This window comes from Streptomyces sp. F63 (assembly GCF_018070345.1).
Taxonomy (GTDB): Bacteria; Actinomycetota; Actinomycetes; order Streptomycetales; family Streptomycetaceae; genus Streptomyces.
This window is the reverse complement of the sequence record NZ_JAGPXX010000032.1, coordinates 45,092-67,595: the sequence shown is the minus strand read 5'-3', so window position 1 is coordinate 67,595 and position 22,504 is coordinate 45,092. Positions and strand designations below refer to the sequence as shown.

Annotated in this window: 17 protein-coding genes; 15 read left to right on the top strand and 2 right to left on the bottom strand. The window is 74.5% G+C overall.

Features of this window, described 5'->3' with window-relative positions:
• Positions 1–116: 116 nt before the first annotated feature.
• Positions 117–1,301, top strand: coding sequence for a glycosyltransferase family 4 protein (locus tag KBZ10_RS24520; protein ID WP_210989887.1), 1,185 nt, complete (start codon positions 117–119; stop codon positions 1,299–1,301).
• Here the strand turns inward: KBZ10_RS24520 and KBZ10_RS24515 are convergent.
• Entirely contained in the window at positions 1,264–2,340 is a 1,077-nt protein-coding gene (locus KBZ10_RS24515; protein WP_307847589.1) for a LacI family DNA-binding transcriptional regulator, read from the bottom strand. The two genes, KBZ10_RS24520 and KBZ10_RS24515, sit on opposite strands and share 38 nt — an antisense overlap.
• Before the next feature lie 123 nt (positions 2,341–2,463).
• On the opposite strand from KBZ10_RS24515, the gene KBZ10_RS24510 reads away from it, so the two are divergent.
• The gene (locus KBZ10_RS24510; RefSeq protein WP_210989885.1) at positions 2,464–3,411 is read left to right on the top strand and encodes a glycoside hydrolase family 16 protein; all 948 of its coding nucleotides are present in this window, start codon (positions 2,464–2,466) and stop codon (positions 3,409–3,411) included.
• A 94-nt stretch (positions 3,412–3,505) separates the two neighbouring features.
• Here KBZ10_RS24510 and KBZ10_RS24505 read toward each other — a convergent pair whose 3' ends face one another.
• A complete protein-coding gene (locus KBZ10_RS24505; protein ID WP_210989884.1) occupies positions 3,506–5,344 on the bottom strand; it encodes a glycoside hydrolase family 15 protein in 1,839 nt (612 codons plus the stop codon).
• A gap of 388 nt (positions 5,345–5,732) precedes the next feature.
• Between KBZ10_RS24505 and KBZ10_RS24500 the strand changes: the two genes are divergently transcribed.
• From KBZ10_RS24500 to der, 13 genes are all read left to right on the top strand, one after another.
• Entirely contained in the window at positions 5,733–7,382 is a 1,650-nt protein-coding gene (locus KBZ10_RS24500) for a CTP synthase (RefSeq protein WP_210989904.1), read from the top strand.
• A gap of 82 nt (positions 7,383–7,464) precedes the next feature.
• Positions 7,465–8,097, top strand: a complete 633-nt coding sequence (locus KBZ10_RS24495; RefSeq protein ID WP_210989903.1) for an NUDIX hydrolase — start codon at positions 7,465–7,467, stop codon at positions 8,095–8,097.
• Between the two features lie 197 nt (positions 8,098–8,294).
• Entirely contained in the window at positions 8,295–10,388 is a 2,094-nt protein-coding gene (locus KBZ10_RS24490) for a tetratricopeptide repeat protein (RefSeq protein WP_210989883.1), read from the top strand.
• Positions 10,389–10,551: 163 nt separating this feature from the next.
• On the top strand, positions 10,552–11,667 hold the full coding sequence (ald, locus tag KBZ10_RS24485; protein ID WP_210989902.1) for an alanine dehydrogenase: 1,116 nt from the start codon (positions 10,552–10,554) through the stop codon (positions 11,665–11,667).
• 361 nt (positions 11,668–12,028) lie between these two features.
• The gene (locus KBZ10_RS24480; protein ID WP_210989882.1) at positions 12,029–13,186 is read left to right on the top strand and encodes a ParA family protein; all 1,158 of its coding nucleotides are present in this window, start codon (positions 12,029–12,031) and stop codon (positions 13,184–13,186) included.
• Positions 13,171–13,779 carry a hypothetical protein gene (locus KBZ10_RS24475; RefSeq protein ID WP_307847588.1) on the top strand — a complete coding sequence of 203 codons (609 nt, stop codon included), beginning with the start codon at positions 13,171–13,173 and terminating at the stop codon, positions 13,777–13,779. Before KBZ10_RS24480 ends, KBZ10_RS24475 begins: the two co-directional genes overlap by 16 nt.
• 600 nt (positions 13,780–14,379) lie before the next feature.
• Positions 14,380–15,435, top strand: coding sequence for a segregation/condensation protein A (locus KBZ10_RS24470; RefSeq protein WP_307847587.1), 1,056 nt, complete (start codon positions 14,380–14,382; stop codon positions 15,433–15,435).
• A 50-nt stretch (positions 15,436–15,485) separates the two neighbouring features.
• Positions 15,486–16,154 (top strand): SMC-Scp complex subunit ScpB, encoded by a 669-nt coding sequence (gene scpB, locus KBZ10_RS24465; RefSeq protein WP_210989900.1) that lies wholly within the window; start codon positions 15,486–15,488, stop codon positions 16,152–16,154.
• Complete coding sequence (locus tag KBZ10_RS24460; RefSeq protein ID WP_210989880.1) at positions 16,154–17,506, top strand: pseudouridine synthase; 1,353 nt, start codon at positions 16,154–16,156, stop codon at positions 17,504–17,506. The genes scpB and KBZ10_RS24460 overlap by 1 nt, the downstream gene beginning before the upstream one ends.
• Positions 17,507–18,252: 746 nt before the next feature.
• Entirely contained in the window at positions 18,253–19,338 is a 1,086-nt protein-coding gene (locus KBZ10_RS24455; RefSeq protein ID WP_210989879.1) for a prephenate dehydrogenase, read from the top strand.
• Between the two features lie 156 nt (positions 19,339–19,494).
• A complete protein-coding gene (gene cmk / locus KBZ10_RS24450) occupies positions 19,495–20,253 on the top strand; it encodes a (d)CMP kinase (RefSeq protein ID WP_210989899.1) in 759 nt (252 codons plus the stop codon).
• A 98-nt stretch (positions 20,254–20,351) separates the two neighbouring features.
• Entirely contained in the window at positions 20,352–20,939 is a 588-nt protein-coding gene (locus KBZ10_RS24445) for a 1-acyl-sn-glycerol-3-phosphate acyltransferase (RefSeq protein WP_210989898.1), read from the top strand.
• A gap of 65 nt (positions 20,940–21,004) precedes the next feature.
• A complete protein-coding gene (gene der / locus KBZ10_RS24440; protein WP_210989878.1) occupies positions 21,005–22,465 on the top strand; it encodes a ribosome biogenesis GTPase Der in 1,461 nt (486 codons plus the stop codon).
• Positions 22,466–22,504 lie beyond the last annotated feature (39 nt).

The following is a 22,504-nucleotide window of genomic DNA, read 5'->3' as shown; positions in this document are numbered from 1 at the left end:
GCGGCCGTACCCGGCCGCCGTGACCCCGCCGCGCGCCGGCCGGCCCGGGCACCCCCGGTACCGGTGCCGTCGATCCGTCAGACCCGGTCAGCACACGTGCAGGAGTCCAGCCCGAAGTGAGCAGCACACCAGTACCGCCGCGGCGGGAGCCGGGACTGCACGTCGTCCACGTCCTCGGACACAGCCGCTCCGGCAGCGGTGAGCAGGTGCGCGCGCTGGCGGCCGGGCTGGTGGCCCGCGGCGTGCGGGTCACCGTCTGCGCTCCCCGCTGTGCCGAGCGGATCCACGACTTCACCGGCTCCGGAGCGCACTTCGCCGCCACCGCGCTCCGGGCGGACCCCGCGACGGTCGCCGTGCTGCGCGCCGTGTGCGCCGGGGCGGACGTCGTTCACGCGCACGGGCTGCGCGCGGCGTTCCGGGTCTCCCTCGCGCTCGGCCGCGGTTCCGCGCCGCTGGTCGTCACGTGGCACCGCAGGGCCTGTGCGGAAGGGGCGCGGGCGGGCCTGGTGCGGCTGATGGAGCGCAGAGCGGCACGGACGGCCGCGGTCGTGCTCGGCGTGAGCACCGAGATCGTCGACCGGGCCCGGCGGCGCGGGGCGCGGGACGCCCGGCTGGTGTCCGTCACGCTGCCGCCGCCGCGCCCGCCCGCGGACGGGGGCGGCGGCAGCGGCGCCGTCCGCTCCGGGAGCCGCGACGCGCGCGCTGTCCGGCGGGCGGCTCTCGTCGCGCGGGGGCGGCCGCTGCTGCTCGCGGCCGGACGGCTGGGTCCCGGGGAGGGGATGCGGGTGCTGCTGGACGCGGCCCGGATCTGGGGCGGCCGGGAACCGCGGCCGCTGCTCGCCGTCGCGGGCGGCGGGCCCGCCCGGGCGGCGCTGCAGCGGCGGATCGACTTCGAGGACCTGCCGGTGCGGCTGCTCGGCCACCGGCCCGACGCGGCGGAACTCGTCGCCGCCGCCGACGTCCTGCTGCTGCCGGGCCGCCGGGACGCGCCGCTGCCGCTGGTCCGGGAGGCTCTGCGGGCGGGTGTGCCGCTGGTCGCGGTGGGATCCGGCGCGGTGCGGGAGCTCGCCGGTGACGCGGCGGAGTTCGTCCCGTACGGCGATCCCCGGGCCCTCGCGGAGGCCGTCGGCGGGCTGCTCGCGGACCCCGGGCGGCGCGAGCGGCTGCGGGCGGCGGGACGGGCGCGCGCCGCACGCGGCCCCACGGCGGAGGACACGGTGGCGCAGGTGCTGGGCGTCTACGACGAACTCGCCGGCCGCCCGGTCAGGCCGAGGCGCGGACGATCAGCCGCGCCCGGGTGATCACCGGCGCCAGGTCCCCGCGCGCCAGGTCCCCGCGCGCCAGGTCCCCGCGCGCCAGGTCCCCGCGCGCCAGGTCCCCGCGCGGCGGGGCGACGCCGAGGCGGCGCAGCAGCAGGCCGGCCATCAGGCGCCCCATCTCCTCCACCTCCTGCCGGACGGTGGTGAGCGGTGGATCCGACCAGCTCGCCGCCTCCATGTCGTCGTACCCGACGACGGCGACGTCCTCCGGCACCCGCAGGCCGCGGGCGCGCAGGGCGCGCAGGGCGCCGGTGGCCATCAGATCGGAGGAGGCGAAGACGGCGTCCAGATCCGGGCAGGCGTCGAGGAGCTGCACCATGGCGCGTTCGCCGCCCTCGGCGGTGAAGTCCCCGCGGGCGACGTCCCCGGGGCCGCCGATGACGTCCCGGTAGCCCTCCAGGCGGTCGGCGGCCGACGTCTGGTCGAGCGGGCCGGTGATGACGGCGATCCGCCGCCGGCCGCGGTCGCGCAGATGCCGGACGGCCTGCCGGGCGCCGTCGCGGTTGTCGGTGTCCACGTACAGCAGTCCGGGATCGTCCTCCGCGCCCGGCCAGCCGGGGCGGCCGCCGAAGACCGCGGGCAGTCCGGAGGCGGTGGCCATCGCGGGCAGCGGGTCGTCGCGGTGCAGGGAGAACATCAGGGTGCCGTCGACGTGTCCGCCGGAGAGGTAGCGGCCGATCCGGTCGTAGTCCTCCTGCCGCTCCACCAGCATCAGCACCAGCTGGGTGTCGTGCGCGGCCAGTTCGCGGCTGATGCCGCGCAGCTGCTGGGCGAAGAAGGGATCGGCGAACACCCGCCGCTCCGGTTCGGCGACGATCACGGCGACGGCCCCGGTGCGCCGGGTGACGAGTGAGCGCGCGGCGCTGTTGGGAATGTAGCCGAGATCCGCGACCGCCCGCTCCACCCGGTCCCGCACGGCCGCGCGAACGCCCGTACTGCCGTTGACCACCCGCGAGACGGTGGCCCGGGACACTCCGGCGTGCGCGGCGACGGCTTCCAGCGTGGGACGGGTATCGGCCACCTTCAACTCCTCTTTTCCTCTCGGAGGCTTGACGCTACCGCCTGAGATCGGCACTGTCTTCCGCATGGCTTGAGAGCGCTCTCACAAAGCCCCTCGACCCCCACCATGCGAGGAGAGCGAACCATGAGCAAGAAGATCAAGCTCGCCGCGGCCGTGGCCGGACTCGTCGCGGGCGCCGCGATGACCCTGCCCGCGGCCTGGGCCGGACCTCCGGCGGACGCATCCGCCGGCGAGAACGGCACCCCCGCCGGCGCCCTGCGGGAGGTCTGGCGCGCGGACTTCGACGGACCGGCGGGCGCGCTTCCGCCGGACTCCGACTGGATCATCGACACCGGTACCTCCTACCCGGGCGGCCCGGCCAACTGGGGTACCGGTGAGACCCAGACGTACACCAGCGATCCGGCCAATGTCAGCCAGGACGGGCGGGGCAATCTGCGGATCACCCCGCTCAAGGACGGCTCCGGGACGTGGACCTCGGCCCGGATCGAGACCCGGCGGACCGACTTCGCGGCCCCCGAGGGCGGCACGATGCGCATCGAGGCGCGCATCCGGATGCCCGACGTCACGGGTGAGGAGGCGCTCGGCTACTGGCCGGCCTTCTGGACCCTGGGCGCGGACTTCCGCGGCGACTACTGGAACTGGCCGGGCATCGGCGAGTTCGACATCATGGAGAACGTCAACGGCCGCAACACCGTGTGGGGCGTGCTCCACTGCGGCACGGCGCCCGGCGGCCCCTGCAACGAGTACGACGGCCACGGCGGCTCCACCCCCTGCCCCGGCGCGAGCTGCCAGTCCGGCTTCCACACCTTCGCGCTGGAGCTCGACCGGACCGGCCCCACCGAGTATCTGCGCTGGTACGTCGACGGGCAGCACTACCACACGGTGAGCTCGGCCGACCTGGACGCGGGCACCTGGGCCGACGCCACCCACCACGGCCACTTCCTCCTGCTCAACGTGGCCATGGGCGGCGCCTTCCCCGACGGTGTCGCGGGCCACGCCACCCCCACCGCCGCCACCCGGCCCGGGGTGCCCATGGTCGTCGACTACGTCTCCGTCCAGCAGAGCGGATGAGCGCCGCGATCAGCCGCGGGAAGAAGCCCCCCGGCGGGCTCACCGCCGGGCTCCCGGCCACGGGTGCCCTCTGACGGGCCGGGCTCCCCTCGTGTCAGGGAGGGGAGCCCGGGCCGGAGAGCCACAAGGCCCCGTACGCCCCGGAGGCCGTCAGCCGCAGCGCGGTGTCGATCAGCGGAACGTGGCTGAACGCCTGCGGGAAGTTGCCCACCTGGCGCTGGAGCCGCGGGTCCCACTCCTCCGCGAGCAGGCCCAGGTCGTTGCGGAGCGCCAGCAGCTTCTCGAAGAGCTTGCGGGCCTCCTCCACCCGGCCGATCATCGCCAGATCGTCGGCCAGCCAGAACGAGCAGGCCAGGAAGGCGCCCTCGTCGCCCTCCAGGCCGTCCACCCCCGCCTCCTCGCCCTCGGTGGGGTAGCGGAGCACGAAACCGTCCGAGGTCGACAGCTCCCGCTGGATCGCCTCGATGGTGCCTATGACCCGCTTGTCGTCCGGCGGCAGGAAGCCCATCTGCGGGATCAGCAGCAGCGAGGCGTCCAGTTCCCGCGAGCCGTAGGACTGGGTGAAGGTGTTCCGCTCCTTGTCGTAGCCCTTCTCGCAGACGGTGCGGTGGATCTCGTCGCGCAGATCGCGCCAGCGGTCCAGCGGGCCGTCCACATCGCCCGACTCGATGAGCTTCACCGTGCGGTCGACGGCGACCCACGCCATGACCTTGGAGTGCACGAAGTGCCGGCGCGGGCCGCGGACCTCCCAGATGCCCTCGTCCGGCTCGTCCCAGTGGTCCTCCAGGTAGCTGATCAGCTTGATCTGGAGCAGGCTGGCGTAGTCGTTGCGGGCCAGGCCGGTCATGTGGGCGAGGTGCAGTGCCTCGGTGACCTCGCCGTAGACGTCGAGCTGGAGCTGGCCCGCGGCGCCGTTGCCGACCCGCACCGGCTGCGAGTTCTCGTAACCGGGCAGCCAGGTCAGCTCGGTCTCGCCCAGCTCGCGCTCGCCCGCGATGCCGTACATGATCTGCAGGTTCTCCGGGTCGCCGGCGACCGCGCGCAGCAGCCACTCGCGCCAGGCGCGGGCCTCCTCCCGGTAGCCGGTGCGCAGCAGCGAGGAGAGGGTGATCGCGGCGTCCCGCAGCCAGGTGAAGCGGTAGTCCCAGTTGCGGCTGCCCCCGACGTCCTCCGGGAGGGAGGTGGTGGGCGCGGCGACGATCCCGCCCGTCGGGCCGTACGTCAGCGCCTTGAGGGTGATCAGCGAGCGGACCACCGCGTCCCGGTACGGGCCGTGGTAGGTGCACTGCGCCACCCACTCGCGCCAGAACTCCTCCGTCGCCTCCAGGGACGTCTCGGGTTCCGGCAGCGGCGGGGGCTCCTTGTGCGAGGGCTGCCAGCTGATGGTGAACGCCATCCGCTCGCCCGGCGAGATGGTGAAGTCCGCGTAGGTGGTGAGGTCCTCGCCGTAGGTGGGCACGGGTGAGTCCAGCCACACCGAGTCGGGACCGGCGACCGCGACCGTGCGGTCGTCCACCTTGTGCACCCACGGCACGACCCAGCCGTAGGAGAACCGCATGCGCAGCGCGGACCGCATCCGCACCCGGCCGCTGACGCCCTCCACGATGCGGATCAGCTGCGGGGCGCCGTCACGCGGCGGCATGAAATCGATCACTCGGACCGTGCCGCGCGGGGTGTCCCACTCCGACTCCAGCACGAGCGAGTCGCCGCGGTAGCGCCGGCGGTCGGCCGCCGGGGGCTCGGCGTCCTGCGCGTGGGCCGGTCCCAGCCGCCAGAAGCCGTGCTCGTCCGTCCCGAGGAGACCGGCGAAGATGGCATGGGAGTCGAAGCGGGGGAGGCACAGCCAGTCTGCTGTCCCGTCCCGGCAGACGAGGGCGGCGGTCTGCATATCGCCGATGAGTGCGTAGTCCTCGATGCGCCCGGCCACGTGCATCTCCAGTCGAACGGCCTTTGGTGCCCCGGGGAAGGGGTCTTGCGGTCAAGGGAACATGTGACGAGCTCTCGTTCCGGTGACTGACGTGGGTGGTGCCATGCCGGCCGGCTCGCTGATGTGTCCGAGAAGGATACGACGCCGGTATGGGTTCCGTGTGACGGTCCGGACAAGGTGACTGAGCCGATCGGGTGGGCTACCGCACGCAGTGGCCGAGAGGGCTTGCGCGGATGGCCGGAAGCGGCCGTCGGCGGTCGCTGATACCCTGGTGGCCCGTGGACCGGTGGGAAGCGTCCGACGAGACCGCACCCCGGAACCGCAGCGCCGGCACCCCGTCCGAAAGGGGCCGATCCGCACCTCACTTCGCGACCACGGGAGCCCCCTCTTGGCCATCGCCGCTAAGCCCACGACGACCAAGCACCTCTTCGTCACCGGGGGTGTCGCCTCCTCGCTCGGCAAGGGACTCACCGCCTCCAGCCTCGGCCGGCTGCTCAAGGCCCGCGGTCTGCGCGTGACCATGCAGAAGCTCGACCCGTACCTCAACGTCGACCCCGGCACGATGAACCCCTTCCAGCACGGCGAGGTGTTCGTCACCAACGACGGCGCCGAGACCGACCTGGACATCGGCCACTACGAGCGCTTCCTCGACGTCGACCTCGACGGCTCCGCCAACGTCACCACCGGCCAGATCTACTCCACCGTGATCGCCAAGGAGCGGCGCGGCGAGTACCTGGGCGACACCGTGCAGGTCATCCCGCACATCACCAACGAGATCAAGCACCGGGTGCGGCGGATGGCGACGGAGGACGTGGACGTCGTCATCACCGAGGTCGGCGGCACGGTCGGCGACATCGAGTCGCTGCCGTTCCTGGAGGCCGTCCGCCAGGTGCGGCACGAGGTCGGCCGGGACAACGTCTTCGTCGTCCACATCTCCCTGCTGCCGTACATCGGCCCGTCCGGCGAGCTGAAGACCAAGCCGACCCAGCACTCCGTCGCCGCGCTGCGCAACATCGGCATCCAGCCGGACGCCATCGTGCTCCGCGCCGACCGCGACGTCCCCGTCTCCATCAAGCGGAAGATCTCGCTGATGTGCGACGTCGACGAGGACGCCGTGGTGGCCTGCAAGGACGCCCCGTCCATCTATGACATCCCCAAGGTGCTGCACACCGAGGGCCTCGACGCCTACGTCGTCCGCAAGCTCGATCTGCCGTTCCGGGACGTGGACTGGACCGAGTGGGACGACCTGCTCGGCCGGGTCCACCGGCCGGCGCACGAGGTGACGGTCGCCCTCGTCGGCAAGTACATCGACCTGCCCGACGCCTACCTCTCCGTGACCGAGGCGCTGCGCGCGGGCGGCTTCGCCAACAACGCCCGGGTGAAGATCAAGTGGGTCGTCTCCGACGACTGCCGCACCCCGGCCGGCGCCAAGGAGCAGCTCGGCGACGTGGACGCGGTCTGCATCCCCGGCGGCTTCGGCGAGCGCGGCGTGGACGGCAAGGTCGGCGCCATCACCTACGCCCGCGAGCACAAGCTGCCGCTGCTCGGCCTCTGCCTGGGCCTCCAGTGCATCGTGATCGAGGCGGCCCGCAACATCGCCGGCGTCCCGGACGCCAACTCCACCGAGTTCGACGCCGCCACCGCGCACCCCGTCATCTCCACCATGGAGGAGCAGCTCGCCATCGTGGAGGGCGCCGGCGACCTCGGCGGCACCATGCGGCTCGGGATGTACCCGGCGAAGCTCGCGGAGGGCTCCATCGTCCGCGAGACCTACGGCGGCCGGCCGTACGTCGAGGAGCGCCACCGGCACCGGTACGAGGTCAACAACACCTACCGCACCGAGCTGGAGAAGAAGGCCGGCCTGGTCTTCTCCGGCACCTCCCCGGACAACAAGCTGGTCGAGTTCGTGGAGTACCCGCGCGAGGTCCACCCGTACCTGGTGGCCACCCAGGCGCACCCGGAGCTGCGCTCCCGCCCGACCCGCCCGCACCCGCTGTTCGCGGGCCTGGTCAAGGCCGTGCTGGACGGCCGCTCCGCCGTCTGACGACGGGCGATACGGTTGCCGGGGGCCGGTGTTGACGGTCCGGCCCCCGGTGACGGCACGAGGGAAGGACGCGGAACAGCGCATGGGCACCCCCGAGATCCGGGACACCCCGGAGGAGTGGCGGGTCACCGCCACCGAGACCCCGTTCACCGGGAACAAGACCGGCGTCCGCACGGACGAGGTGGTCATGCCGGACGGCGGCACCGCCCGCCGCGACTACCAGACGCACCCCGGCTCGGTGGCGGTCCTCGCCCTCGACGAGCAGGACCGGGTGCTGCTGCTGCGGCAGTACCGGCACCCGGTGCGGCAGAAGCTCTGGGAGATCCCGGCCGGCCTCCTCGACGTGCCCGGGGAGAACCCGCTGCAGGCCGCCCAGCGGGAGCTGTACGAGGAGGCGCACGTCAAGGCCGGGGACTGGCGGGTCCTCACGGACGTCTACACCTCGCCCGGCGGCTGCGACGAGGCGGTGCGGATCTTCCTCGCCCGGGAGCTCTCCGCCGCCGAGGGCGAGCGCTTCGACGTCTCCGAGGAGGAGGCCGACATGGAGCTCGCCCGGGTGCCGCTCGCGGACCTCGTCCGGGGCGTGCTGGCGGGCGAGCTGCACAACAACTGCCTGGTGGTCGGCGTGCTCGCGCTGACGGCGGTGCGCGCCGCCGGCGGCCCGGAGACGCTGCGCCCGGCGGAGGCCCCGTGGCCGGCCCGGCCGTTCTCCTGACGCCTCTCCTCCGAGCCTCTCCGCTCTCCCGAACCTCCCGTCGTTCTCCTGGGCCTCCCCGCCTTCCGGGCCCGCCCTCCTCGGCGGCCGTTTCCGCCGGCGCCGCGTCCCGGACGGTCACCGGCCGTGTGTCTTCCGCCCGTGACCCGGAGCGGCGGGACCACCGCCCGCGGTGAACTACCCTCGGTGTGCCCCTGATGGAGCGGACGGACGGAGCGTGGCCGGTGACGGAGCAGGCGGTCGGCGCCGACGGGCCGGCCGGGGTGGCGGCCGGCGGGATCATCGGACGCGACCGGGAGCTGAAGGCCCTCCGCGCCGACATCGGACGGACCGGCCTCGACACCCTCTCCGGCCGGAAGGCCGCCCGCAGCCGGGTGCTGCTCGTCGCCGGGCGCCCCGGTTCCGGCCGGACGGCGCTGGCCGAGGAGCTGGCCCGGGCGGTGGCCGGCGACTACCCGGGAGGGCTGTACCGCCTCCGGCTGACGGAACCGGACGGCCGCCCCGTCCCCCCGGAGGACGCCGCCCGTGACCTGCTCGGCGCGCTCGGCGGCTCGGCGCCCGCCGGGGCGGCCGAGGACGAGCTCACGGAGGCCGTGCGCGCGGCTCTCGCCGGCCGCCGCTGCCTGTTGCTGCTGGACGACGCGGCCGACCCCGGACAGGTGCACGAGCTGATCCCGGACACCCCGGGCTGCCTGGTGGTCGCCGTCTCGGAGGGACCGCTGACCGGCATCACCGACGTCCGGCCCTGCACCCTCGGCGGGCTCGGCACCACCGCGGCCGTCGCCCTGCTCGCCCGGTACGCGGGCCGCACCCGGGTGACCGTCGACCCGCAGGCCGCGCAGACACTCGTCGAGGAGTGCGGTGGCCGCCCGGCGGCGCTGCTGCTCGCCGGGGGCTGGCTGGCGGGCCGGCCCACCGCCTCGGTCGCGGACGCCGTGCTGGGGATGCGCGGACTGCCCTCCGGAACGGACCGCGCGGCCCGCGCGGACCCCGGCGCGGCGGCCCCGGTCTCCGGGGACGGCCCGTCGATCCGGCCGGTGGCCCGCGCCTTCCGGCTCGCGTACGGCGGTCTGCCGCCGGCCGCCGCCGTGCTGCTCCGGCTGCTGGCCCTGGCCCCGGCCGGATTCGCCGACGCGCAGATCGCCTCGGCGCTCGCAGGCTGCCCGTTGTCCGTCGCCCGGGCGCTGCTGGCCGAACTGGCGGCCCGGGGGATGCTCCGTCCCGTCGACGAGCCCCCCGGGCTCCCCGGCGGCCCCGCGTACCGGCTGCCGGGCTGTCTCTTCCCGCTGGTGGACGCGGTGCTGCGGGAGCGGGAGAAGCCCGCCGCGGTGGGGACCGCCCGGGCCCGGATGCTGGAGCGCCTGGTGCGGCAGCTGCGGTCCTGCCGGGCGGAGGCGGAGCGCGACGCGGAGCCCGCGGCGCGCGCCTGGCTGGAGAAGCTGCCGCGGGAGCTGCGCTTTCCGTCGCGGCCGGCGGCGGGGGTGTGGCTGGACACCCGGCTGCCGGTGCTGCGGACCGCCGTGCGCGTCGCCGTCGAGGAGGGGGAGCCGGCGACGCAGGCACGGCGGCTGCTGTCGGCCCTGGCCCGGGCGCTGCTCGCGCACCGGGGTGAGGAGGCGGCCGCCCCGGAGCTCTATCCGCTGCACCAGCTCGCACTGGAGGCGGCCGAACGGCACCGGCTCGTCCCCGAGCAGGCCGCCGCCCACGTCAACCTGGCGGATCTGGACGCCGCCGCCGGCCGGGTCCGCGACGCCGTGGCCCGGTACCGCTCCGCGCTGGAGGCGGCGCGGGAGGCCGGGGACCGGGCACTGACGGGCCGGGCCCTGGAGTCGCTCGGCGCCGCGTACGAGGAACTGGAGGACTGGCAGCGCGCCGCCGACTGGTACGGCCGGGCGCTGTCCCTGCGGCTCTCCCGCGGGGACCTGGCAGCGGAGACGCGGCTCTACGGGCGTCTGGGCACGGTGCACGGACGCGCCGGTGACTGGGAGGAGTCGCTGCGCGACTGGCGGGCGGCGGCGGCCGGTTGCCGCAGGCTGCGGGACGACGCGGGGCACGCCCGCGCGCTGGGCGAGCTGGCGTGGACGCAGGAGCGGGCGGGCCGGCCCGAGGAGTCGCTGCGGACCGGGGCCGAGGCGCTGGCCGCGGCCCGGCGGGCGGGCGACCGCCGGCTCGCGGCGGGGATCCAGTTGCGGACGGCGGACACCCTGGACCGGCTCGGCGATCCGGTGGCCGCCGGGGTCCAGCGGGCCGCGGCGCAACGGCTGTTGAGCGAAACCCCGGAGCCAGCCTAAGAAACATGTGGCACATCCAGAAGAAATTTGAGGTTTGCAAGGCTAGACAGGGGAACCTCCTTCATTAGACTGGCTGCGCCGCGGAAAGAAGTGTGTGCATCCTGGATGTACCGGTATGTCCCGGCTTGCTGGAAGACCCCCTCATCCAAGGACTGTGATCCCCGTGAAGGTCGGCATCCCCCGCGAGGTCAAGAACAACGAGTACCGGGTGGCGATAACCCCCGCCGGTGTGCACGAACTGGTGCGTGACGGACACCAGGTCTTCGTCGAACGGGAGGCCGGCCACGGCTCCTCCATCCCGGACGAGGAGTACACGGCCGCCGGCGCCACCGTCCTGCAGACGGCCGACGAGGTGTGGGCCGCCGCCGACCTGCTGCTCAAGGTGAAGGAGCCGGTCGCCGAGGAGTACCACCGGCTCCGCAAGGACCAGGTGCTCTTCACCTATCTGCACCTGGCCGCCTCCCGGGAGTGCACCGAGGCGCTCCTGGAGTCCGGCACCACCGCCATCGCCTACGAGACGGTGGAGACCGCCGACCGCCGGCTGCCGCTGCTGGCCCCGATGTCCGAGGTCGCCGGCCGGATCGCGCCCCAGGTGGGCGCCTATCACCTGATGCGCTCGGCCGGCGGGCGCGGAGTGCTGCCCGGTGGGGTGCCGGGCGTGCCGGCGGGCCGGGCCGTGATCATCGGCGCCGGCGTCTCCGGCTGGAACGCCGCCCAGATCGCCATCGGCATGGGCTTCCACGTGACCCTGCTCGACAAGGACGTCAACAAACTGCGCGAGGCGGACAAGGTCTTCGGGACCCGCGTGCAGACCGTGACCTCCAACGCCTTCGAACTGGAGCGGGCCGTGCTCGCCGCCGACCTCGTGATCGGTGCCGTCCTGATCCCCGGCGCCAGGGCGCCCAAGCTGGTGACCAACGAGCTGGTCTCCCGGATGAAGCCGGGAAGTGTCCTTGTCGACATCGCCATCGACCAGGGCGGCTGCTTCGAGGACTCCCGGCCGACCACCCACGCCGAACCGGCCTTCACCGTCCACGACTCGGTCTTCTACTGCGTGGCCAACATGCCCGGGGCGGTGCCGAACACGTCCACCCACGCGCTGACCAACGTCACCCTGCCGTACATCACCGAACTCGCGGGCCGGGGCTGGCGGGAGGCGCTGCGCCGGGACCCCGCGCTGGCCAGGGGCCTCAACACGCATGAGGGACAGGTCGTCTACGGGCCCGTGGCGGAAGCGCACGGCATGGCCGCGGCCGACCCCGGGGCCCTGCTCGGCTGACGTGTCCGGCAACTCCCCGGGGTGTGGCCCCTCTACCCCATGACCGCGCGTCAACCATGCGATTCCGGCCGGACCTCGAAGGGTGAGGTCCGGCCGGACGTGTGTCCGGCTTCTCCCGCGACGGGGTCAACACGCCTCGAACGTCAGTGTTCGACCGGTTTCGTTCCTGCCGGAATGTGCCGTCCGGGGGCGTAAACGCCCTTGACAGCGGGCAGTTCCGCCTTCGACACAGGGTGCCGGGTGCGGCGGATTGTGTTGCTGTGAGGCGTCGACACGCCATAGAGTCGCCAACCGTCGGCATAGCGCCACGCTGACCTGTCGATAAAGTTTTCTGGTCACATCCAAGGAGGTAAGACGACTTGTGAATGAGTCGACATTTACTCCCGGAGGTGGCCGGCCGGATGCGGCTGCGCAGGGCCGGAGCCTTTCGGGGCTCGAATCTGCCGGATCCATAGCTGTCCACACCTTCGCAGCCCAGCAGAGCACGACAGCCCACATGAGCATGGACGGCCATCACGTGAACGACACGGCCGGCGGCCAGGGTGGCGGCGAGCCCGCCCGTTTCGCCGACTACGAGGACCTGCCCGACGGGCACTTCTACGACCCGGACGCGGAGTACGAGCCCGATCCGGAGTACGCGGCCACCCTCGCCCCGGACGCGGCCCGCCAGCGCCGGGAACGGGTCGGTCCCACCGGGCGCCCGCTGCCGTACTTCCCCATCCCGGGCCCGCTCACCGACCACGGCCCCGCCAAGGTCATCGCGATGTGCAACCAGAAGGGCGGGGTCGGCAAGACCACCTCGACCATCAACCTGGGCGCCGCGCTGGCCGAGTACGGGCGCCGGGTGCTGCTGGTCGACTTCGACCCGCAGGGCGCGCTCTCCGTCGGGCTCGGCGTCAACCCGATGGAGCTCGACCTCACCGTCTACAACCTGCTCATGGAGCGGGGCATGGCGGCGGACGAGGTGCTCCTCAAGACCGCGGTCCCCAACATGGACCTGCTGCCGAGCAACATCGACCTGTCGGCCGCCGAGGTCCAGCTCGTCAGCGAGGTCGCCCGCGAGTCGACGCTCCAGCGCGCCCTGAAGCCGCTGCTGGCCGACTACGACTACATCGTCATCGACTGCCAGCCGTCCCTCGGCCTGCTGACCGTCAACGCGCTCACCGCGGCACACAAGGTGATCGTGCCGCTGGAGTGCGAGTTCTTCGCGCTGCGCGGGGTCGCCCTGCTCACCGAGACCATCGAGAAGGTCCAGGAGCGGCTCAACCCCGACCTCGAACTGGACGGCATCCTCGCCACCATGTACGACTCCCGGACCGTCCACAGCCGTGAAGTGCTCGCCCGCGTGGTGGAGGCCTTCGACGACCACGTCTACCACACGGTCATCGGCCGCACGGTCCGCTTCCCGGAGACCACGGTCGCCGGTGAACCGATCACCACCTACGCCTCCAACTCCGTGGGCGCCGCCGCCTACCGTCAGCTCGCCAGGGAGGTGCTCGCCCGGTGCCACGCCGAGTGAGTCTTCCCGGCGCCGACGAACTGTTCCGCACCACCGGGGGGACCGCGCTCCAGGCATCCTCACCGGCCTCCGCCCGCGAGCACGCGGGCGGGGAGCCCTCCGCGGAGACGCCGCGGGTCCCTGCCCCGGCGGCCTCCGGAGAGGGAGGCGAGGGCGCGGCCGGCGGCGACGCCGCCCGGACCGAGGCAGCCCCGGAACACGGGGGCCGGGGAGCCCCGTCGGCCCGTGCCGAGGCGGCGGAGCGGTCCGCGCCGTCCGTCCCGCCGGTCCCGCCCGTACGGCCGGCCGCCGGCCGGCAGCCGGAGACGGGGCCGCTGTCCCGTACCCCCGCCGCCGGCGGAGCGGCCCGCCGCCGCACCCGGGGGACCGGCCGCCGCCCCAGCGGCCGGGAGCGTCACGACGAGAAGATCACGGTCTATGTCTCCGCCGAGGAGCTCATGGACCTCGAACACGCCCGTCTGGTGCTCCGCGGCGAGCACGGGCTGGCCGTCGACCGCGGCCGGATCGTGCGGGAGGCCGTCGCGGTCGTCCTCGCCGACCTGGAGTCCCGGGGGGACGCGAGCATCCTCGTACGGCGCCTGCGCGGCAGCTGAGAGGTAACCTGCCGGTTCCACGGGCGGCATCCCGCCCGGCCCTCCGCACCATGGACCGCGATGCCGCCGACCGACGACCGAGACCCGCCGCCCCGCCGCCCGGGCCGCCGCCCGCTGGGCAACGGGCCGGGAGCGCGCAAGCCCGTCCGCCCGGCGTCGGCTCCCGGCACGGCCGGCGCGCCCCGGGACGCGCCTCCGGCCGCCGCAGCGCCCCTGGACGCCGAGCCCCTCCGGGGCACCGCGCCGCTCCCGGACGCCCCGCCGCGCACCGCGCCGCCGCCGGACGGCCCGCGACCGCGGGACACGCGGCGGCCGGCCGCCGAAGCCACCGCCGCTGCCGCGGACGCCCCGGCACGAACGGGCCCGCCGGCGGCGTCTGTTCCGGAGGAGGAGCGGGCCCGGCCGGCGCGCCGGGAGCCCGCCGGGCAGGACGACGGGGGAGCGGGCCCCGGACCGGCCCGGGCCGCACCGGGGCGGGGCGACGACGGCGGCGGCCCGGCCGCCGGGAACGCCGCCGCGGGGCCCGCCCGGTCCGCGGAGCCCGCCCGGCCCGCAGCGTCCGCGGGGTCCTCCCGGCCCGGCGAACCGGCCGAGCCCACGATGCCCGCAGGCGTTCCCCGGGCCGGGGAGCCCGTCCGGCCCGAGGAGCCCGTCCCGCCCGGGGAGCCCGTCCGGCCCGAGGAGCCGGACCGGTCCCCGGCGTCGGCCGGGCCCGCGGGGCCCGCCCTGAGCCCGCAGGCCGCACCGGCCGCACCGGCCGACGAGGCGGGCGTCGCCGATGAGACCGGCGGGGCCGCCGGTGAAGGTGCTGAGAGCGACGGCCGGTTCACCGTGCGGCTGGCGAACTTCGAGGGCCCCTTCGACCTGCTGCTGCAACTGATCGCCAAGCACAAGCTGGATGTGACCGAGGTCGCCCTCTCCCGGGTCACCGACGAGTTCATGGCGCACATCCGGGCCATGGGCCCGGACTGGGACCTCGACCAGACCACCGAGTTCCTGGTCGTCGCCGCGACCCTCCTCGACCTCAAGGCCGCCCGGCTGCTCCCGGCCGCCGAGGTCGAGGACGAGGCCGACCTCGCGCTGCTGGAGGCCCGCGATCTGCTCTTCGCCCGGCTGCTGCAGTACCGCGCGTACAAGCGGATCGCGGACATCTTCGGCGACCGGCTGGTCACCGAGGCCCGCCGGCACCCGCGTACGGTCGGCCTGGAGCCGCACCACGCCGAGCTGCTGCCCGATGTCGTCATCAGCATCGGAGCCGAAGGGTTCGCCCGGCTCGCGGTCAAGGCCATGCAGCCCCGGGCGAAGCCGCAGGTGTACGTGGACCACATCCACGCCCCGCTGGTCAGCGTGCGCGAGCAGGCGGGGATCGTGATCGCCCGGCTGCGCGCCGCCGGTGCCGCGACGTTCCTGGAGCTGACCGAGGACACCGATGACACCCTCACCGTCGTCGCCCGCTTCCTCGCGCTGCTGGAGCTCTACCGGGAACGCGCGGTGGAACTCGACCAGGAGGAGGCGCTCGGCTCGCTCCTCGTCCGCTGGACCGGCGCGCGGGACGGGGACGGCGAGCGGCCCCTCGTCACGGACGAGTTCGACCAGGAGCCGGGGACACCGGCGGACGAGAAGACCGGCGCGGCCGGGCAGAAGGAGACGGCGTGAGCACGGTGCACGGGACCGGCGGGGCGGACGAGGCGTATGACATCCGGGAGTTGACGGCGGACGGGCCCGGAGCGGAGGAAGGACTCCCGGCCGGGGCCCGGGACGTCGCCGGACTCGACCTCAAACCCGCCCTGGAGGCGGTCCTGATGGTCGTCGACGAGCCCGCGACCGTCGAGCACCTGGCCAAGGTGCTGGAGCGTCCGCGCCGCGCCGTCTCCGACGCCCTGCGCGAACTGGCGGACGAGTACGCGGCGCAGGGCCGCGGCTTCGAGCTGCGCCTGGTCGCCGGCGGCTGGCGCTTCTACACCCGGCCCGAGTACGCCGACGCCGTCGAGTCGTTCGTCCTGGACGGCCGGCAGGCACGGCTCACCCAGGCCGCTCTGGAGACACTGGCCGTGGTCGCGTACCGGCAGCCGGTGAGCAGGTCCCGCGTCTCCGCCGTACGAGGGGTCAACTGTGACGGTGTGATGCGCACCCTCCTCCAGCGGGGTCTGGTGGAGGAGGGGGGCACGGAACCCGAGACAGGTGCGATCCTGTACAGGACGACGCACTACTTCCTGGAGCGGATGGGCCTGCGCGGCCTGGACGAACTGCCGGAGCTCGCCCCCTTCCTCCCGGAGGCGGAGGCGGTCGAGCCGGAATCGCAGGAAGGAGTGCCGTCGTTCGATCCGGACGCTCCGGACACAGACGACAGCGGCCACTCTCAGACGGAACTTTGATGCGAAGCAGCGGCAGGAACAGCAGGGACACCGGTAGGCAGAACTACCGGGGCACGGGAGGGGACTCCCGGCGGCAGGCCGGGGGAGGCCGCGACGAGCGGCCGCGGCGCGACGGCCGCCCCCGTCCCGAGGAGCGCCGCTACGACGTGGGCTTCGACCGGGACCGGGACCGGGACCGGGACCGCGGCCGCGAGAGCGGCCGGGGCCGGGACGAACGCCGTCCCGGCGACCGCGACAGCCGGGGCCGCGGCGAGCGGGGCCGCGACGACCGGCGTCCCGCCGACCGCGACCGGGACAACCGAGGCCGCGCCGGACGGGACGACCGCGACCGCGACCGCGGCGCCCGCACCACCGACCGCGACGGCCGTCCCGGCCGGGGCCCGGCCGGATCCTCCGGCGGCAGCCGGGGCGCGGCGGCCCGCGGCGGGGCCAAGGGCGGCCCGAAGAGCCCGGCGGGAGCCCGTGGCGGCGGCCCGGCCCGTGGCGCGGGCCCGCGCGCGGGCGGCCCGTCCCGCGGCGGCCGTCCGCAGCCCCCGGCCCGCCCCCGCGAGTACGAGGCGCAGATCGAGGAGCGCAACCGCGCCCGGCACCGCACGGACCGGCCCAAGCCGCCGACGACCTTCGGCGAGCCGGAGGGCGAGCGGCTGCAGAAAGTGCTGGCGCGGGCCGGCATGGGCTCCCGGCGGGCCTGCGAAGAGCTGATCGACCAGCGGCGCGTGGAGGTCAACGGCCGCGTCGTCACCGAGCAGGGCCTCCGGGTCGACCCGGAGAAGGACGAGGTCAAGGTCGACGGCCTGACCGTCGCCACCCAGTCGTACCTCTTCTTCGCGCTGAACAAGCCCGCCGGCGTCGTGTCCACCATGGAGGACCCGGACGGCCGCCAGTGCCTCGGCGACTACGTCACCAACCGGGAGACCCGGCTCTTCCACGTCGGCCGGCTCGACACCGAGACGGAGGGCATCATCCTGCTCACCAACCACGGTGAACTGGCCCACCGCCTCACCCACCCCCGCTACGGCGTGCGGAAGACCTACCTCGCCGCGATCCAGGGCCCCATCCCGCGCGACCTGGGCAAGCGCCTCAAGGACGGCATCCAGCTGGAGGACGGCTACGCCCGCGCCGACCACTTCCGGGTGGTGGAGAACACCGGCAAGAACTACCTGGTGGAGGTCAGCCTCCACGAGGGCCGCAAGCACATCGTCCGCCGGATGCTCGCCGAGGCGGGCTTCCCGGTCGACCGGCTCGTCCGCACCGGCTTCGGCCCGATCGCCCTCGGCGACCAGAAGTCCGGCTGGCTGCGGCGCCTCACCAACACCGAGGTCGGCATGCTGATGCGCGAGGTGGAGCTCTAGTCCCGCAACAGGCGGCGTTCGCCCCGTCGCGACGCCCGGCACTCCCCCGAGCTCTCCGAGCAGGGGGCACCCCCACCCCAAGCTCTCCGAGCAGGGGGCACCCCCACCCCAAGCTCTCCGAGCAGGGGGCACCCCCACCCCAAGCTCTCCGAGCAGGGGGCACCCCCACCCCAAGCTCTGCGAGCAGGGGGCACCCCCACCCCAAGCTCTGCGAGCAGGGGGCACCCCCACCCCGAGCTCTCCGAGCAGGGGGCACCCCCACCCCGAGCTCTCCGAGCAGGGGGCACCCCCACCCCGAGCTCTCCGAGCAGGGGGCACCCCCACCCCGAGCTCTGCGAGCAGGGGGCGCCCCCACGCGCCGCACCGGCCGAAAGCCCCCGTGCGATCCGGTACGAAGACCCCCGGCCGGCACGCCGGGAGCACGCACCGGACGCCGCGTCTCAACGGGCGAACGCTGCCTGCTGCGGCACCGGCGGCCGTCCCCGGTGCGCTGCGGCGCACCCCGGTCACGGCCCGCGCCGGTCCAGTGCGGGACCGGGACCGGGGCCGGGGCCGGGGCCGGGGCCCGGCGCGTTCCGGGCCCCGCCGTCTCGCAGGGCGGTCGGTGCCCGGGCCCCGCCGCCCGCGATCGTTACGCTGGACCCGAGCCGGGACGGCGCGGCCCGCCCGCGCGGTCCGGCGGCCGCCGGAGGGCGGCCGCCGCCCGTACCGGCGCCGCAGCCGCACTCCGCAAGGACGTCACCCACGTGAGAACCGCCCTCGTCATCGGGACCGGACTGATCGGCACCTCCGCCGCGCTCGCCCTCTCCGGCCGCGGCGTACGGGTCCATCTCACCGACCACGACCCCTCCCGGGCCCACACCGCGGCCGCGCTCGGCGCCGGCACGGAGGAGGCCCCCGGCGGCCCCGTGGACCTGGCGGTCGTCGCCGTACCGCCCGCCCGGGTCGCGGAGGCGGTCGCCGGCGCCCAGCGCAGCGGCGTGGCCCGCGGCTATCTGGACGTCGCCAGCGTCAAGGGCGGTCCGCGCCGTGAGCTGGAGGCCCTCGGCGGCGACCTCACGTCCTACCTGGGCACCCATCCGATGGCGGGCCGGGAGCGGTCCGGCCCGATGGCGGCCACCGCCGATCTCTTCGAGGGACGGCCCTGGGTTCTCACGCCCACCGCCGCGACCGACACCGAGGTGCTGAACCTGGCCCTGGAGCTGGTCTCGCTCTGCCGCGCCGTGCCCGTCGTCATGGACGCCGATGCCCACGACCGCGCCGTGGCGCTCGTCTCGCACACCCCGCAACTGCTGTCCAGCCTGGTCGCGGCCCGGCTGGAGGACGCCGACGAGACGGCGGTGCGGCTCTGCGGCCAGGGCATCCGGGACGTCACCAGGATCGCCGCCTCCGACCCGGCCATGTGGACCGACATCCTGTCCGCCAACCCCGGCCCGGTCGCCGAGATCCTCTCCGCGGTCGCCTCCGACCTGGAGGAGACGGTGCGGGCCCTGCGCGCCCTGGAGTCGGCCGACGAGGAGAAGCGGCACGGCGGCGCGGCGGGTATCGAGGACGTGCTTCGGCGGGGGAACACCGGCCGTGAGCGGGTACCCGGGAAGCACGGCGCGGCCCCGGCGGCGTACGAGAGCGTGACGGTGCTCATCGGCGACCAGCCCGGGCAGCTGGCGAAGATCTTCGCCGACGCGGGCCGGGCCGGGGTCAACATCGAGGACGTCCGGATCGAGCACGCCACCGGGCAGCAGGCCGGCCTCATCCAGCTCATGGTGGAACCGGCGGCGGCACCGGGCCTCACCGCCGCCCTGCGCGAGAAGGGCTGGTCGATCCGGCAGTAGCCGCGCGGCACCACCCGGGCCGTCCCGCCCCGTGGCCCCTGGGGCCGCCGGGACGCCCGGGGCTGTACGGGGCGCTCCGGGGGGCCGGTAACCTTGTCCGAAGGTTCTCCGGCAGCCTCTCCTGCCGGTCCGCTCCCGCCCGTGCCCACAAGGAAGGTGTTCACCACCGTGGAAACCGCCGCCCGGACCGCTCCGGCAGCAGTGATCGTCGCCATCGACGGCCCCTCCGGCACGGGCAAGTCCAGCACGTCCAAGGCCGTGGCCGCCAAGCTCGGCCTGCGGTACCTGGACACCGGAGCGCAGTACCGCGCGATCACCTGGTGGATGCTGAGCAACGGCGTGGACGTGAACGACGCCGCGGCCGTGGCGACCGCCGCCGCCAAGCCCACGATCGTCTCCGGCACCGACCCGGGCTGCCCGGCCATCACGGTCGACGGCGCCGACGCCACCGGGCCGATCCGCACCCGGGAGGTCACCGCCGCGGTCAGCGCCGTGAGCGCCGTCCCGGAGGTGCGGGCCCGGCTGACGGAACTCCAGCGGCAGATCGCCCGGAGCACCCGGAGCGGCATCGTGGTCGAGGGCCGGGACATCGGCACCACCGTCCTCCCCGACGCCGACCTCAAGGTCTTCCTGACCGCTTCGCCGGAGGCCCGCGCCGCCCGCCGCAGCGGGGAGCTCAAGGGCAAGGAGGCCGCCGGCCTCGCCGCCACGCGGGAAGCACTGATCAAGCGGGACGCCGCCGACTCCGGCCGCAAGGTCTCCCCGCTGGCCAAGGCGGAGGACGCCCACGAGGTGGACACCACCGAACTGACGCTGGAGCAGGTCATCGAGTGCGTGGTCACCCTCGTCGAGAACGCCGCTGCCCAGCACCCCTCCGCCGGGAACACCGCGGACCGTGCGGGGCAGTCGGCGTGAGGACGGCGCGCGCGCAGGCCGGGGCCACGGCCGCCGCGGCCGCGGGCAAGGGCTCGGAGAGCGGTGCGGCGGTCGGCCGCCGCATCGGGGTCGGCCTGATGTACGGGCTGTGGAAACCGCGGGTCCTGGGCGCCTGGAAGATGCCCGCCGCCGGACCGGTGATCCTCGCGGTGAACCACTCCCACCTCATCGACGGCCCGATGCTGATGGGCACCGCGCCCCGGCCGGTGCACTTCTTGATCAAGAAGGAGGCGTTCATCGGTCCGCTGGACCCGTTCCTGCGCGGGATCGGGCAGCTGAAGGTGGACCGTTCGGGCGCCGACCGGGCCGCGATCAGCGGAGCCCTCGGGGTGCTGGAACGCGGCGGTGTCCTCGGGATCTTTCCCGAGGGCACCCGCGGCGAGGGCGACTTCGCCTCCCTGCGCGCCGGGCTGGCCTACTTCGCGGTGCGCTCCGGGGCGCCGATCGTCCCGGTCGCCGTCCTGGGGTCCAACGACCGGCGCGGCCGGGTGATATCCGGCCTGCCGCCGCTGCGCAGCCGGGTCGACGTGGTCTTCGGCGACCCCTTCGACGCGGGGGACGGCACGGGCCGGCGCACCCGCGCCGCCCTGGACGCGGCGACCGAGCGCATCCAGCGGCGGCTGGGCGCCCACCTGTCCGAGGCCCGGCGTATCACCGGCCGCTGAACGACACTGACGGGCGGACCACGTTGGGCCCGCCGACGATGAACGATGAACGAGGAACCCACTTCATGAACGACCAGAACCACGCCGCCGACGAGCACGGTGCGCTCGGCGACGCCGAGTACACGGAGTTCATGGAGCTCGCCGCGGAGGAGGGCTTCGACCCGGAGGAGGTCGAGGGCGATCTCGCCGCGGCCGGCCACGGCCCGCTCCCCGTCCTCGCCGTCGTCGGCCGCCCCAACGTCGGCAAGTCGACTCTGGTGAACCGGATCATCGGCCGCCGCGAGGCGGTCGTCGAGGACAAGCCCGGCGTCACCCGCGACCGCGTCACCTACGAGGCCGAGTGGGCCGGCCGCCGCTTCAAGGTCGTCGACACCGGTGGCTGGGAGCAGGACGTGCTCGGCATCGACGCCGCCGTGGCCGCCCAGGCCGAGTTCGCCATCGACGCCGCCGACGCGGTCGTCTTCGTCGTGGACTCCAAGGTGGGCGCGACCGACACCGACGAGGCCGTGGTCAAGCTGCTGCGCCGGGCGGGCAAGCCCGTCGTGCTCTGCGCCAACAAGGTTGACGGCCCCAGTGGCGAGGCGGACGCCGCCGCGCTCTGGAACCTCGGCCTGGGCGAGCCGTACCCGGTCTCCTCGCTGCACGGCCGCGGCACCGGCGATCTGCTCGACGCGGTGCTGGAGGCGCTGCCGGAGGCGCCGCGGCAGACCTTCGGCGGCGGACTCGGCGGGCCGCGCCGGGTCGCCCTGATCGGCCGCCCCAACGTCGGCAAGTCCTCCCTGCTCAACAAGGTGGCCGGCGAGGAGCGGGTGGTCGTCAACGAGATGGCCGGCACCACCCGTGACCCGGTCGACGAACTGATCGAACTGGGCGGCGTCACCTGGAAGTTCGTGGACACCGCGGGCATCCGCCGCCGGGTCCACCTGCAGGAGGGCGCGGACTACTACGCCTCGCTGCGCACCGCCGCCGCCCTGGAGAAGGCGGAGGTCGCGGTCGTCCTCATCGACGCCAGCGAATCCATCAGCGTCCAGGACACCCGCATCATCAGCATGGCCGTCGACGCGGGCCGCGCCCTGGTGATCGCGTACAACAAGTGGGACACCCTGGACGAGGAGCGCCGCTACTACCTGGAACGGGAGATCGAGCAGGACCTGGTGCAGGTCCAGTGGGCCCCGCGGGTCAACGTCTCCGCGCGCACCGGCCGGCACATGGAGAAGCTCGTCCCGGCGATCGAGACCGCCCTGGAGGGCTGGGAGACCCGGGTGCCGACGGGCCGGCTCAACGCCTTCCTCGGCGAGATCGTGGCCGCGCACCCGCACCCCATCCGGGGCGGCAAGCAGCCGCGGATCCTCTTCGGCACGCAGGCCGGCGTCCGGCCGCCGCGGTTCGTGCTCTTCGCCTCCGGCTTCCTGGAGGCGGGCTACCGCCGGTTCGTGGAGCGGCGGCTGCGCGAGGAGTTCGGCTTCGAGGGCACCCCGATCCACATCTCGGTCCGGGTGCGCGAGAAGCGGGGCCGCAAGAAGTGATCCCGGAGGCGGGGGAGCGGCGGGCGGAGGCCCGGGGCC